Source organism: Ensifer sp. 4252 (genome assembly GCF_050434565.1).
Lineage (GTDB): Bacteria > Pseudomonadota > Alphaproteobacteria > Rhizobiales > Rhizobiaceae > Ensifer.
Genome location: NZ_JBNDIU010000017.1, coordinates 150,062 through 163,955, shown reverse-complemented (window position 1 = coordinate 163,955; position 13,894 = coordinate 150,062). Strand labels below are relative to the sequence as shown.

The following is a 13,894-nucleotide window of genomic DNA, read 5'->3' as shown; positions in this document are numbered from 1 at the left end:
CAAAACCCTCGACACCCCACAGGATCGCATCCAGATCAGGAAACCTTATTCTCTTCAACAACATAGAAAGATGGGCATTATGAAACAGGATTGTACGGTCCGCCGCACGGAGCAAATCGGTGCTCTCGCTTGAAAGAATCGCGAAGCTGAAAAGATGAGCAGCGATGATACCGGCAAGGAGAAGCGTGCCCAATTGTCCGGCTAGGGTAGACGGTAGAAGGCGGATCATTCGATGGCCTTCACTTCCAAGGCAAAGATATAGCCCCTACCCCATACCGTTTGTATCACACTCGGTTTCTGGGGGTCCGGCTCGATCTTTCGACGAAGCCGACTGATTTGATTGTCGATGCTGCGATCAAACGCCAATTGCTCCCGTCCACTCGTGAGATCAAGCAGTTGATCGCGCGAGAGGACGATTCCGGCCCGTTGGGTCAAAACCACCAACAGCCGGAAGTCCGCCGAACTCAATGGTATCGAAAGCCCGTCACTGCTGACGAGTTCCCGCCGCCCCAGGTCAAAAATCCAGCTTCCGAAGGCCACGCGCCCGCTTGTCGAGGGATCACGTGTCCTTGGCAACGCATTGGTGCGCCGCAGAACGCTGTTGATCCGCGCAACGAGTTCAAGAGGCTCAAACGGCTTGACGACATAATCGTCAGCGCCGACTTTCAGACCGACAATGCGGTCGATGGTCTCTGCCCTGGCCGTCAAAAGGATCATCGGCGTGTCCATAGCCTGGCGCACGTAAGCACACAGCGAGAGACCGTCTTCTCCAGGCATCATGATATCGAGCACGATCAGATCAATCGCCCCCCTGGCGAGGATGTCGCGTGCAGCTGCAGCGTTGTTTGCGGTAGTGACGCGCATTTCCTGCTTTTTCAGGAACGCCGCCAGCGGCTCACGAATGTCGCGGTGATCGTCAACGACGAGAATATGTGGGACAAAGCTCATCAGGTGGGCCTGAACATCGGCTTCAGCGGCTTGCGCATGTTTAATCCTCGTTCCCCAGCCTCTGTCACTGGCCAAAACCTCGGCTTCACAAACCGATTGACACCTAAGCTAGCATTTGGCCTTTGGCGCGCGCAGCAAACTTGTAACCAGATGTGTCGACTTTTCTTCTTGCGACAAGTCGCGACACTTTAGGCAGAGCCAGCCCTTAGTCCTCACGGCAATTCAGTGCAGTTTCGGCCATGCGTAGACGGTTCATGCTGACCGCAGCGCCCCTGTTGTCCGCAGTTGGAAAACAGGTTCCACGAACTAACCACAGAGGATAGCTGATCATGAAAAGACTCACCATTTCGGCGTTTGTATTCGCCATCCTTGGTGCTGTTTCACTGGCTGAAAGCTCTTGGGCCCAATCGGCTACCCAAGCCGCGCAGCAGGATAAGACGACCGTTCGTCTCGCGACAGTTCGCACACCGCGTGATGGTGGATTACTGGATGAACTGATTGCTCGGTTTGAAAGCCGTACGGACTACCGCGTCGAAGTCAGTGTCGGAAAGCTTGTTTACGAGGACGCCAAGGCTGGAAAGGTCGATGTTGTCCTCTCACACTTCGGTCACAGCCACCTTGGCGTAGAACCCTTCGTGCAAGAGGGCTACGGGCTCTGGCCGCAGGCTGTTCTGTCCAGTCGAGACGGCTTTATCATTCCGAAGGGGGACCCGGCCAAGGTGGCAGGTCTCACAGACCCCGTCGAGATACTCCGGCGCATCGCCGAAAGCCGCTCTACGTTCATCGCGAATGACGACGAGTCCCACAATTACGCGGTTGAAACGCTTTGGCATGCAGCGGGCTCTCCCGACCGCGAAGGCTGGTATGTTGATCTTGATGCGAAAAACTCCAAAGTGGCAGAGCTAGCGGCCAGCAAAAACGCCTACTCTGTCTGGGGAGCCACCGCGTTTAAAGATTGGCAAGACAAGACCGGAGATACCCAACTGAGCATGGTTTTGCCGGACGGCCCGGTCATGTCGCGGCTGATGGTGGCTGACGTCGTGAACCCAGAGCGTTTTCCGGAAGCCAATGTGGAAGGTGCGAAAGCATTTGTTCAGTTCCTTTTGGAACCAGAAACACAGGCCCAGATCGCAGCATTCAAATCCGATAGGTTTCCTGCCGCGCCATTTCTGCCAGCAGGGCGCAATAATGTTGACGGGGCGATCTCTTCAGGTTCCGGCAACTAAAATCAAGAGCACGACACCAGTGTTGCGCGGGTGGGCTCTCTAGTGGAGACCACCCGTTACAGAGGACACGGAGCCGCTCCGATGAATTCTATTTCTAACTGATTCATGCAACTGCTAGCCGAGGATTCTCGGACAACAACAGAGAAGATGCGAACATGAGCGTGGACGTGAGCAGGTCATCTGCCGACAAAGGATCACTTTCCGAGATATTTGGCGCATTTCTCAAATTGGGTCTGATCTCCTTCGGGGGGCCAATTGCGCATCTGGGCTACTTCCGGGATGAACTCGTTGTGCGTCGCCGTTGGCTCACCGAAAGCGCGTATGCCGATCTCGTTGCCCTTTCGCAGTTTCTTCCAGGCCCGGCATCAAGCAAGGTCGGGTTCACCCTGGGGGTAATGCGCGGCAATAGCCTCATGGGTGGTCTCGTCGCGTGGCTTGGTTTCACGATGCCTTCCGCGCTCGTCCTGTTTGCATTCGCGCTTGGGGCTGCGGCATTTACTGGACCAGTCGCCGAGGGCTTCATTCACGGCCTCAAGCTGGTGGCTGTCGCGGTCGTAGCGCAAGCCATTTGGGGGATGGCCAAGAACCTGACACCCGACCGCCAACGCATTGGGATCGCACTGGCCGCAATCGCGATAGTCACCGCTCCCATTGGGATGCTCGGCCAGATCGGGGCGATATTGGTTGGTGCGCTTGCGGGCTTGTGGCTTTGTCGGTCGAATGGCGGGCCCGTTACCGGGCATCTAGAATTCCCCATCACAAGGCGGGCCGGCGCAGTTGCGCTCATCTTGTTCACGTTATTGCTCACGCTTCCGCCAATCCTCGCAAGCGTCACGGGAAATCAGGCGATCGCGCTGTTCGACGCCTTCTACCGCTCCGGCGCGCTCGTCTTTGGTGGCGGCCATGTGCTGCTGCCACTATTGCAAGCCCAAGTCGTCGTGCCGGGCTGGGTATCAAACGAGACATTCCTCGCAGGCTATGGTCTGACTCAGGCAGTACCCGGTCCGCTCTTCACCTTCGCCGCCTATCTCGGCGCGGTCATGGGCCCGAGCCCGAATGGCCTTATCGGTGCATCGATAGCGCTCGTTGCCGTCTTTCTGCCGGGCGGGCTACTCGCTTACGGCGTTTTGCCGTTCTGGGACATGGTCCGTGCTCGCCCGATGGCCCAAGCAGCTATGCGGGGAGCGAATGCGGCTGTCGTCGGCATCCTTGGCGCTGCATTCTACAATCCGGTTTGGACCAGCGCTGTCCTCACTCCGGTGGACTTCGCTCTGGCGCTCACCGGCTTCCTGCTGCTGACGGTTTGGAAGCTGCCGCCGTGGACAGTTGTCATGTTATTGGCCGCCTGTGGAACCGTGTCCGGATTGATTGAGCACTTCGCGTGGATCTGATGCACGACCTATTTGTTGGTACTTCACCAATGGCCGAAGCGCGACCTTGAGGAATTTCATGCTCCCGGCGACATCCGTCGCTGGCTCCTAAGCCTTATGATTGACCTGCAAATGGGTCCCTCGAAGGAGCCGGAGCGCGCTGCTGCCCGAGGTGGTGTACCAAACGGCTCTACTGGCGGTACGCGAAGCACTCTCCAAGTCACCAATCGCCTGCCCGATTTCGCCTTCCGCCTTTCGTGCGGTCGCACTGAATGCATCACTTGGATCGCGCTTCGGACCTGGCGCTGAACACACCGATCGGCTTTAAAAACGGGCCCTCAGCAGCCAATTCCTGACCACGCGCGAACGCCGGTTCCGGCAACGGCGCTGCGTCCATCCGTAGCTGCCCTAACCACTCATGCGATCGAAGCAGCACCAAAATTGGCGCAGTTGCCGAGCGCCTTTCCTTGATAAGAAACGGTCTTGGATTCGATGAAGGGCCTCTCCATGAGAAAACTCATACTCGTTGCCGCGCTCAGCCTTACAGCCACAGGCACATCAACCGCCCTCGCCCAGCCGTTCAGAACGCCGGTGGCGTTGATCGAGGCGCTCTATGCGCCCTATCTCGGCAATGGCGACACGTCGGAGCGCGACGCGTTTTTCTCCGACAGCCTGACCAGGCTTTACGAGACCGACGCGCAGAAGAGCCAGGGCGAAGTCGGCGCCATCGGTTTCGATCCCGTCATCAACGGGCAGGATTGGGACATCGCCGACCTGCGCGTCGGCGAAGCCGAAATCACAGGCCAATCCGCTCTCGTCACGGTGCGCTTCGAGAATTTTTCCGCACCCGTCACCTTGCGGTACAACCTGGTGAACGAAGAGGGCAACTGGCAGGTCGACGACATCGAAAGCACTGAGGGCGATACCCGGTGGACGTTGAGCGAGATCTTCGCTAACGCACAATATTGAGGCGACGCCGCAAGGCGCACCGATACGGCTCGATGCGCAACCGGTAAGCGAATTTGCCGATGGTCGGCGGTCCAGACCGACGAAGGCAAGTATCATCGGGTTGACAGATAGTGTCCCAGGCGATTAGGGCAGCGTCCCTGTATCGATACAGAAGGCAGGAACAAGGGAAGACGGCATGAAACGTGCGATCGTGGCACTCCTCACTCTCCAGCTCGCGGGATGCCAGTCGGTGGCGCTCGAAGACCAGGAGGTCGCAAAGCCAAAGCCCCCGTCCGTTCCGACGATCTCCGGCTCGGATCTTCAGGCCTTCATCGTCGGCAAGTCGCTGCGCTACACGGTGAACGGTGTGGTCTCCACCTATTTCGCCGACGGCCGATACGGCTATCGCGACTACGAGGTGCGCGATGGCGGAACCTACACGATCGCAGGCGACGAGGTCTGCATCACGTTTGAGGACGGCGGCAGGCGCTGCGACCAGTTCGCCCGGATCGGACCCGACTATGTCAGGATCGAGGAAGGCGGACGCCAGACCAAGGTGGCGGGCGTCGGGCCGGCCTGAAACGTGCTCGCCGACCCCCCCGTTCGATCTGCCAGCTCGCCCCACGAACCCCTTATTCCCGAGGGGTTCAATTATTGCGCATTGTGGCATAGTTCGCCGAGCACCGGGGCTTAGGTGCCGGGGGAGAAAGACGTGAACCCTTTGCGCTCGACACAATGTATCGCGCTGTCGCAGCCCGACATCGACAGGCTGCAGCGCGTCTTCGACAACATCTGCGCCGAGCACCACTGGCCACGCGACAGTGAGCGCGCCCGCCGGCATGCGCGCATGCTGATCGACGAGTATCTGGCAGGCACGACCAATGAGCAGTTGCTGCTCGTCGTCGGGCGCTGGTTCGCCGAACGCCTGCCCGCGGAGACATCCACCTCGCTATAGAGGTTGTGCTGCGGTAAAACGCACCCGGAAAAGCTGCTTACAAAAGCGTTATCCTGCGCTACATTAGCACAGTTGACGATTGCCGCGTGGGAGGAGCCCTGCCGCAGTCGGTCGCGATGCCGACATTCATTGAGATGATCTCGAGGAGGAGACGCATGCATCAAATCATCTGGAACCAGCCGATCGAACTCGATCTTGTGACCGGAGACGTTCGCACCGTCAAAGGCCCATCGGACGCGCTTGCCTGCCTTGCCGACCATTGGCCACGCCGCGGACCGAGCTACGTTGCTGCCCGCAGCGCCTGCCGCGCCGCCATCGACGGCCGTCGCACGGTCGAAGAAGCCCGATCGCTTTTCATCTCGGCCGCACGCGAAGCTGAATTGAAAGCGCATTAAGAGGCGTTTGCCGCCCGCATTGAGTGCCCTGCACTCGCCCATTGCCGTTGGCATGCAAAGAGCACGCCAGATGGCCTGTTGATTGGCATCTGCGCCTTCTGAAGAGAAATGACTTGTGGCGGCGCAACCGCGCCCCAGACAGAGCCTGCGCATGGCATCCGGTGGTGGAGATACCGTGCCGATTCGGCGCAGCATCTTCAAATAGCACGCAAATTTCCCGGAAATGGCCCGATTTCTGTCGTGAAGCGTTCATTTCTCTGCGCTATATCATGAGGTGCCTCACAAAAACCAATTTCGAAGCGCCTCAGTCCCATTAAGGGAAAAAGCATAATGTCCCAGAAAAAGGGACAACGAAAACGGGAGAGATATCATGAGCGAGCAGAATCTCTATCGCATCGTTGAAGTCAGTGTGAAGCGCGACGGCGATCGTCGCGATGTCGGCATCATGACCGTGCGCCAAGCCCTGGAACTTCAAGTACCAAGCCTGGAATACAGCCATCCGGAACTGAACTCTCGGTCCGACGGCCGGTTTCTCACGCGCGCCCAGTTGCAAGCCTACGCCTGCTGCGCCTGAGATAAACCCTTGCAGCACCCGAACAGGGTGTTAACGTCCGGCTGGGATTCGAAACAGCCGGACAGTCATGCAAACAGTCATTCCACCTTCGCCACCCGTCCTGCTGCCGATCAGCGGCAGCCTCGTGGGTTTTCCGGTGCGCCGGGTTTACTGCGTGGGGCGCAACTATGCGGCCCACGCCATCGAGATGGGTCACGACCCGGACCGCGAACCGCCGTTCTTCTTCCAGAAGAACCCGGATAATCTGCTGGTGGCCGACAGAGCTTTCCCCTACCCGCCGCGCACGAGCGATGTGCATCACGAGGTCGAGCTGGTCGTCGCATTGAAAAGCGGCGGCACCGACATCCCGGTCGAGCAGGCGCTCGATTGCGTCTACGGCTACGCGGTCGGCATTGATTTCACCCGTCGTGACCTGCAGGCCGAAGCCAAGAAGGCGGGCAAGCCCTGGGCGGCAGCCAAGGCGTTCGAGCATTCGGCTCCCGTTTCCGAGATCGTGCCGGTCGAAGCGATCGGCCACCCCGCCAACGGCAATATCTGGCTGAAGGTCAACGGCGAGCTGCGCCAGCAGGGCGATCTCGACCAGATGATCTGGAAGATACCCGAAGTCATCTCGGAGCTTTCGCGGCTGTTTACACTCGCACCCGGCGACATCATCATGACCGGGACACCTTCGGGAGTGGGTCCGGTGGTGCGCGGCGATGCGGTGACCTGCGGCGTCGATGGCGTCGCGGCCCTTGCCGTCACTGTTCTCTAAGATCAGAGCGCTTCCGCTTTCGTTTTTAGACGATAGCACGGCAGCGTTCTGCCACTTTGTTTTTGACGCATTTCCCTACGGAAAGCCGCTATGCACTTTTCCTGGAAATGACCACTTTTGATGCATTTCCTTACGGAAAACCGCTAGGCACTTTTCCTGGAAATGCTCCGACCGCAAGGATCACCCGATGCCGCTCTATGCCCTTGGACCGCTGCGCCCGCAAACACCTTCCGACGGCAGCTACTGGGTAGCGCCTGACGCCAACATCATCGGCCAGGTGGAAATCGGCGAGGATGTCGGCATCTGGTTCGGCGCGACGCTCCGCGGCGACAATGAGCCGATCCGGCTCGGCGCCCGCACCAATATCCAGGAAAACACCGTCATTCACGTCGATCCCGGCTTTCCCGTGACCATCGGCGAAGGCTGCACCATCGGCCATGGCGCCATCATCCACGGCTGCACCATCGGCGACAATTCGCTGATCGGCATGGGTGCGACGGTGCTGAACGGTGCGAAGATCGGCCGCAACTGCCTGGTCGGCGCCAATGCGCTGGTGACCGAAGGCAAGGAATTCCCCGACAATTCGCTGATCGTCGGTGCGCCCGCCAAGGCAATCCGCACGCTTGACGATGCCGCCGTCGAAGGGCTGAAGCGTTCGTCCAGCCACTATGTCAAGAACTGGCAGCGCTACGCGATGCAGTTGACGCGGCTCGACTGAAGGCGGCCGTGCCGCCCGCGCGTCAGGCGCAGCTCTGGCAGTGGCCGCGGATTTCGATGGTGGTCTTTTCCGTCTTGAAGTTCTGCGCACGCGTCAGTGCCGACAACCGCTGCTCGATCGCGGTGTCGTGGAACTCGGTCACCTGTCCGCAGCCTTCGCAGATGGTGAAGGCCGTTACCCCGTGGTCATGCTCGTGCTCGTGCGGGCATGTGCAGGCAACGAAAGCATTGAGGCTTTCAAGCCGATGCACGAGGCCGTATTCGAGCAGCTTGTCGAGCGCGCGGTAAACCTGCAGCGGTGCGCGAAATCCCTGATCGCGCAACTTGTCGAGAATGGTGTAGGCGCTCAACGGGCCTTCGGAATGGCTGAGCGCATCCATCACCATCGTCTGGTTCTTGGTCAGTTGCGGGGTCGCCATCAGTGATGCCCTCCAGGCGTGGAATGAGACGCTGTCTCCAACCGACGCCGCCCGATCGGCAGCAGACTCAGTACGAAAAGCGCAAGTGCTGCAACGACGATAGACGGTCCCGACGGCGTATCCCAGTGCAGCGAGCCGAAAAGCCCACCGGTAACGGCAAGCGCGCCGATCACCGATGCAAGAACCGCCATTATTTCCGGCGACGTCGCAAAGCGCCGGGCGGTGGCCGCGGGAATGATCAGCAGCGAAGTGATCAGCAGGATGCCGACGATCTTCATGGCGATGGCGATCACCAGTGCCATTAACAGCATGAAGAACAGCCGCGTCCGCTCCGGCTTCATGCCCTCGGCCTCGGCGAGTTCCGGATTGACCGTGGACGCCAGCAGCGGTCGCCAGAGATAGACAATCGCGAAGATCACCAGGATGCCGCCGCCCCAGATGATATCGATGTCGGATTCCGACACCGCGAGGATGTCGCCGAAGAGAAAGCCGACGAGATCGATGCGCACCCAGGTCATGAAGGCGACGATGACGAGACCGATCGACAGGGCCGAGTGCGACAGGATCCCGAGCAGCGCATCGGTCGACAGCGCCCCACGCCGCTGCAGGAAGAGCAGCAATACCGACACGGCAGCCGCAACGATGAACACGGCCAACATCAGGTTGAGGTCGAGAAGCAGCGACAGCGCGACGCCGAGCAACGCCGAATGCGCCATGGTGTCGCCGAAATAGGCCATGCGCCGCCAGATGACGAAGCAACCGAGCGGCCCCGCCGTGACCGCGATTCCGATGCCGGCGATCAGCGCCCGGACGAAGAAATCGTCAAGCATCGCGCTTCTCCTTCGCCTCGAAACCATGCAGGCGGGTGTGGTGGCCGCAGCCGCAGTCCTCGCCATGGTCATGCACGTTGTCGTCCTCATCGTGGTGATGGCCGTCGCCGGGGTAACAGTGCTCGGTGATCGAGCCGTCCGCATGCAACACGCGCCCATCAGGCAGATGGGTATGGTCGTGATTGTGGCTGTAGACCGCAAGCGCGCTGGCGGCGCGGCGGCCGAAGAGCTTCTGGTACTCAGGGCTTTGGCTGACGGCCTGCGGCGTGCCGCGGCAGCAGACATGACCATTGAGGCAGACGACCGTGTCGGTCTCGGCCATGACGATATGCAGATCGTGCGAAATCAGCAGGATACCGCAGCCGGTGCGGTTGCGGATCTGCTTGATCAGTTCGTACAGCGCGATCTCGCCGCTAAAGTCGACGCCCTGCACCGGCTCGTCGAGCACCAGCAGATCCGGCTTGCGGGCGATCGCCCGCGCGAGCAGCGCCCGCTGGAACTCGCCGCCCGACAGATGCTGCACCTCGGCTTTCGCGAGATGCAAAACACCGGTCGCCGACAGCGCCTCCTCGATCTCCCTGCCCTTCAGCGGCCCGGTCAGCGTCATCAGTCGCTCGACCGTCAAGGGCAGCGTCCAGTCGACCGAAAGCTTCTGCGGGACATAACCGACCTTCAGGCCCGGCTTGCGCTCGACATAACCTTCGTCGGCCTTCAGCACGCCAATTGCGGTCTTCGCGGTCGTCGACTTGCCCGAACCGTTGGGACCGATGAGCGTGACGATCTCGCCGGGGCTGATCGAAAACTCGACGCCGCGTACCAGCCAACGGCCGTTGCGGCTGACGCCGGCATTGTTCAACCGGACCAGCGGTGTCGTTTCTGGGGATCGGAAATTCAGCATCAAAAAATTCCGGATTGGCGGTTGCCACTGGCTATCGCACACGTTATAGCATAACGCAATTGATGTAATAACATTACATTGAAACACCGACACGTTCAACCGGACGTGCACGCGGTGTTTCAAGTGTCCGAACTGCGCCTGTCCCTGGCCAAAAAACACAATCGGTTCAGGGCCTTGCGTGACATTCAAGCCCGGAGAAACCGATGAAATCGTCTTCCGCCCTGCTCTTTGCCTCCACCATCCTGCTGTCATCGCCCGTTGCGGCGGCAGGCCCCAATGTGGTGGCTTCGATCAAGCCTGTCCACTCGCTCGTCGCTTCGATCATGCAGGGTGTCGGCGAGCCCTCGCTCATCGTCGAGGGTGCGGCCTCCCCCCACACCTACAACATGAAGCCGTCGAACGCCGCAGCGCTTCAGGCGGCCAAGGTGGTCTTCTGGGTCGGGCCGGGGCTCGAAGCCTTCCTCGACAAGCCGCTCGATGCGCTGAGCGGCGGTGCCAAGGTGGTAGAGCTCGGCGAAGCGCCGGGCCTTGCGAAGCTGAAGTTCCGCGAAGGCGGCGCCTTCGAAGCGCATGATCATGGTGATGAAGGCCATGGTGAGGAAGGTCACAAGCACACCGAGGGCGAGGCGGAACACGACCATGCCGCAGCACCCGAGGCTGCCGCCGATGACCACGATCATGCGCATGAAGGACACGATCACGACGGCTTCGACATGCACATGTGGCTCGACCCGCAAAATGCCAAGGCAATGGCTGCCGAGATCGAAAAGACCCTTGCGGAAGCCGACCCGGACAATGCGTCCGCCTACAAGGCCAACCTCGAGAAGCTCAACCAGCGCCTCGACGCACTCGACAAGAGCCTGACGGCTACCGTCGCACCGGTGAAGGACAAGCCTTTCATCGTCTTCCACGATGCCTACCAGTATTTCGAGCATCGCTACCAGGTGCGGGTGGCGGGATCGATCACCGTCAGCCCGGAGGTTCTGCCCGGCGCCGAGCGGCTCTCCCAGATCCACGCCAAGATCAAGGAATTGGGCGCGACCTGCGTCTTTGCCGAACCGCAGTTCGAGCCGAAGCTGATCAATGTGGTGATCGAAGGGACGCCGGCGAAGTCCGGCACGCTCGACCCGGAAGCAGCCACACTCGACGCCGGGCCAGACCTCTATTTCCAGCTGATGGAAGGCATCGGCACATCGCTCAAGACCTGCCTCGCCTCGGCAAGCTGATCCGTCCTCCCAAGGCGGCGAGGTCCTCCCGAGACGGCAAACTCTGCCCTCCCGGGGCGACAAGGGTGGGCGCTCGCGCCCCTCCCTCTCTCCGTCATGCTCGGGCTCGACCCGAGCATCCAGGCGCCTCCTCGTGCGGCGCTCACCGCTGGATCCTCGGGTCAAGCCCGGAGGATGGCGGGAGGAGAGGTCGAGCTAACGAGAGGACCGGTACGGCTCGATAATGACGAAACGGGAGATCAAGCCCGAAAGTGACCGGGCTCGGGGTCAAACCAAAGACTAAGACCGGCAGGAGGCTGGAACGGCGCGCTAAACCGGAGCCTGCAGTCGGGTAGAAATACCGGCAATCCCAGCGACGGGGTTGCTCAGGCGAGCGGTCGCGTTCGCCTTTTATATTCACGACGAATGTAACGATATAACATATAGGAAACGACAATGGAAAAGCTTCCCGTAACCGTGCTGTCCGGCTTTCTCGGCGCCGGCAAGACGACGCTGCTCAACCATGTGCTGACCAATCGCGACGGCCTGCGCGTTGCCGTCATCGTCAACGACATGAGCGAGATCAATATCGATGCCGCCCTGATCCGCGATGGCGGCGCCAACCTGTCGCGCACCGAAGAGCAGCTTGTCGAAATGAGCAACGGCTGCATCTGTTGCACACTGCGCGACGATCTCTTGCGCGAGGTCCGCGACCTCGCCGAACAGAACCGCTTCGACTACCTCCTGATCGAATCGAGCGGCATTTCCGAGCCCCTGCCCGTTGCCACCACCTTCGATTTTCGTGACGAGGATGGCGAAAGCCTTGCCGATGTCGCCAGACTCGACACCATGGTGACCGTGGTCGACGCTGCCAACCTACTTGCGGACTATTCCTCGCTCGATTTCCTTGCCGATCGCGGCGAGACAGCGGGCGAAGGCGATACCCGCACCTTGGTCGATCTGCTGGTCGAGCAGATCGAATTTTCCGATGTCGTCGTGCTCAACAAGATCGGCACGGCGACATCAGAGCAGCGCGATGCCGCGCGCAAGATCATCGTCGGGTTGAACCCGGATGCACAGCTGATCGAGGCCGATTTCGGTGAGGTCGAACTGCGCGACGTGCTCGGCACCGGCCGCTTCGATTTTGCCAAGGCCGAGCAGCACCCCCTCTGGTACAAGGAGCTTCACGGCTTCAAGGACCATATCCCGGAAACCGAGGAATACGGCATCCGCTCTTTTGTCTACAAGGCCCGCCGCCCGTTCGATCCCACCCGGTTCCAGGCGTTTCTCAATCGCTCGTGGCAGGGCGTGGTACGCGCCAAGGGCTTCTTCTGGCTGGCGACGCGGCCCTATCATGTTGGCGAGTTGAGCCAGGCCGGAGCGCTGGTCAGAACCTCCAAGATGGGCCTATGGTGGGCGGCGGTGCCGAAGGAACAATGGCCGCGCGATCCGGGCTTCCTGAAGGCCGTCGGCCCCTACATCGATCCCGTCTGGGGCGATCGCCGCCAGGAGATCGTCTTCATCGGCGCCGATCCCATGGACCAGGCCATGCTGACGGCGGAACTCGATGCGTGCCTCGTCAACGACACCAGCTTCCGGCCGGACCGCTGGCGGGATCTGCCGGATCCCTTCGCAAGCTGGTCGCAGCGGGCAGCCTGATGCAGCCGGCGGGATCAAGACCGCGGCGGCCGCGCTTCATCTGCATGGGCCTCAATGCGGCCGGCAGACCGGTGCCGATGTTCGATCCGTTTTTCGACGGACAGGATGAGGTGCAAGAGCCACCTGCCCCACTCGGCCCGATGGAGCGACTGCTTTTCGGCGAGCTGGAACGGACCGAGGGCACAGACGTCCCGCCGATGCGCCGGACGACGGTGTAGGGGGAATCGAAGGGCACCCGGAAAGGCTGCCACGGATCGCTGGCAGAATTGACTCTTGCCATCTGCAGACCATTGGCAAGCTCAGCGGCAGCCGGGAACTTCCCTCATCCCTGTGCCTGTCACAGGGATCCAGTCAGCCCACCCCTTTGGGCTGAAAGGTCCTTTGACCCGACCGACGTCGGGTCGCTGGATCCCCGCCACAGGGGCGAGGATGAGGAGGATGGGGTTTCCCGCTTCGTCAAGAAACCACTCTCAGGGGTTGTCAGCAGCCTCGGGCAGCCTCAACGGCTGCCCGACAGCTCGATTTAGCGCGCGGATGCCAGGCCGACTATGACGCCGGTTGCCAGGCTGATCAGCAGGAAATCATTGTCGACGCGCACCCATTGCTGGCCGCGCGGCGGCTGGCGCAGCTTGTAGCGACGATAATCGCGCACCTGCGCCATGTGACGGCGCTCGACGGGGCTCAGACGATGGCCGCGAGCCCAGCGTTCCTTCTTCTTGACGATGACACGCTTCTCGATAGTCACGTGCTTGTTGCCATGCCGATCCACGTTCCGGTCCATGTGACGATCTGCCGGCCGGCGCTGATAGCGGTCGTAGTTCTGCGCTACCTCGAAGGAACCTGCCGGCTGGGCAAAGGCGGCGGCCGGCGTGATCAGGAAGGAGCTGGCGACCAGGGCGGTCAGGAGACGTTTCATCGGGGTATCCTTTCGTTATTTGCACCCCGAAAATAGGCCCGCCTCCCTGAACCGAATATGAAACACTACATTACAAATGC

17 protein-coding genes are annotated in these 13,894 nt (G+C 60.6%); 11 read left to right on the top strand and 6 right to left on the bottom strand.

Features of this window, described 5'->3' with window-relative positions:
* Together ABIE33_RS25985 and ABIE33_RS25980 are read right to left on the bottom strand one after the other, a co-directional pair.
* On the bottom strand, positions 1-229 hold a 229-nt coding region (locus ABIE33_RS25985), incomplete at its 3' end, for a hypothetical protein (protein WP_429130684.1).
* Positions 226-948 (bottom strand): response regulator, encoded by a 723-nt coding sequence (locus ABIE33_RS25980; protein ID WP_429130690.1) that lies wholly within the window; start codon positions 946-948, stop codon positions 226-228. The genes ABIE33_RS25980 and ABIE33_RS25985, both read right to left, overlap by 4 nt.
* Positions 949-1,277: 329 nt before the next feature.
* On the opposite strand from ABIE33_RS25980, the gene ABIE33_RS25975 reads away from it, so the two are divergent.
* From ABIE33_RS25975 to ABIE33_RS25935, 9 genes are all read left to right on the top strand, one after another.
* Positions 1,278-2,174: a substrate-binding domain-containing protein gene (locus ABIE33_RS25975; protein ID WP_429130683.1), complete on the top strand. Its 897-nt coding sequence runs from the start codon at positions 1,278-1,280 to the stop codon at positions 2,172-2,174.
* Positions 2,175-2,329: 155 nt separating this feature from the next.
* Positions 2,330-3,565: a chromate efflux transporter gene (gene chrA, locus ABIE33_RS25970; RefSeq protein WP_429130682.1), complete on the top strand. Its 1,236-nt coding sequence runs from the start codon at positions 2,330-2,332 to the stop codon at positions 3,563-3,565.
* 486 nt (positions 3,566-4,051) lie between these two features.
* Complete coding sequence (locus ABIE33_RS25965) at positions 4,052-4,513, top strand: DUF3828 domain-containing protein (protein ID WP_429130681.1); 462 nt, start codon at positions 4,052-4,054, stop codon at positions 4,511-4,513.
* 175 nt (positions 4,514-4,688) lie between these two features.
* Positions 4,689-5,072, top strand: a complete 384-nt coding sequence (locus tag ABIE33_RS25960) for a hypothetical protein (protein WP_429130680.1) — start codon at positions 4,689-4,691, stop codon at positions 5,070-5,072.
* 132 nt (positions 5,073-5,204) lie between these two features.
* On the top strand, positions 5,205-5,447 hold the full coding sequence (locus ABIE33_RS25955) for a hypothetical protein (RefSeq protein WP_429130679.1): 243 nt from the start codon (positions 5,205-5,207) through the stop codon (positions 5,445-5,447).
* Positions 5,448-5,602: 155 nt separating this feature from the next.
* Entirely contained in the window at positions 5,603-5,842 is a 240-nt protein-coding gene (locus ABIE33_RS25950) for a DUF982 domain-containing protein (RefSeq protein WP_429130678.1), read from the top strand.
* Positions 5,843-6,212: 370 nt separating this feature from the next.
* Positions 6,213-6,416, top strand: coding sequence for a hypothetical protein (locus tag ABIE33_RS25945; RefSeq protein ID WP_025427315.1), 204 nt, complete (start codon positions 6,213-6,215; stop codon positions 6,414-6,416).
* 67 nt (positions 6,417-6,483) lie between these two features.
* Complete coding sequence (locus ABIE33_RS25940) at positions 6,484-7,170, top strand: fumarylacetoacetate hydrolase family protein (protein ID WP_429130677.1); 687 nt, start codon at positions 6,484-6,486, stop codon at positions 7,168-7,170.
* Between the two features lie 187 nt (positions 7,171-7,357).
* Positions 7,358-7,888, top strand: coding sequence for a gamma carbonic anhydrase family protein (locus tag ABIE33_RS25935; RefSeq protein ID WP_429130676.1), 531 nt, complete (start codon positions 7,358-7,360; stop codon positions 7,886-7,888).
* A 22-nt stretch (positions 7,889-7,910) separates the two neighbouring features.
* Here the strand turns inward: ABIE33_RS25935 and ABIE33_RS25930 are convergent, their stop codons facing one another.
* From ABIE33_RS25930 to ABIE33_RS25920, 3 genes are read right to left on the bottom strand one after another with little or no spacing between them, the layout of a single operon-like run.
* A complete protein-coding gene (locus tag ABIE33_RS25930) occupies positions 7,911-8,306 on the bottom strand; it encodes a Fur family transcriptional regulator (protein WP_429130675.1) in 396 nt (131 codons plus the stop codon).
* On the bottom strand, positions 8,306-9,136 hold the full coding sequence (gene znuB, locus ABIE33_RS25925) for a zinc ABC transporter permease subunit ZnuB (protein ID WP_429130674.1): 831 nt from the start codon (positions 9,134-9,136) through the stop codon (positions 8,306-8,308). The genes ABIE33_RS25930 and znuB overlap by 1 nt, the downstream gene beginning before the upstream one ends.
* On the bottom strand, positions 9,129-10,034 hold the full coding sequence (locus ABIE33_RS25920; protein ID WP_429130673.1) for an ATP-binding cassette domain-containing protein: 906 nt from the start codon (positions 10,032-10,034) through the stop codon (positions 9,129-9,131). Before ABIE33_RS25920 ends, znuB begins: the two co-directional genes overlap by 8 nt.
* A 203-nt stretch (positions 10,035-10,237) precedes the next feature.
* Here ABIE33_RS25920 and znuA point away from each other — a divergent pair, with 203 nt between their 5' ends.
* The gene (gene znuA / locus ABIE33_RS25915; protein WP_429130672.1) at positions 10,238-11,260 is read left to right on the top strand and encodes a zinc ABC transporter substrate-binding protein ZnuA; all 1,023 of its coding nucleotides are present in this window, start codon (positions 10,238-10,240) and stop codon (positions 11,258-11,260) included.
* 435 nt (positions 11,261-11,695) lie between these two features.
* Positions 11,696-12,898: a zinc metallochaperone GTPase ZigA gene (gene zigA / locus ABIE33_RS25910; RefSeq protein ID WP_429130671.1), complete on the top strand. Its 1,203-nt coding sequence runs from the start codon at positions 11,696-11,698 to the stop codon at positions 12,896-12,898.
* A gap of 523 nt (positions 12,899-13,421) precedes the next feature.
* On the opposite strand, the gene ABIE33_RS25905 is transcribed toward zigA, so the two are convergent.
* The gene (locus ABIE33_RS25905) at positions 13,422-13,814 is read right to left on the bottom strand and encodes an RcnB family protein (RefSeq protein WP_429130670.1); all 393 of its coding nucleotides are present in this window, start codon (positions 13,812-13,814) and stop codon (positions 13,422-13,424) included.
* Positions 13,815-13,894: the final 80 nt, after the last annotated feature.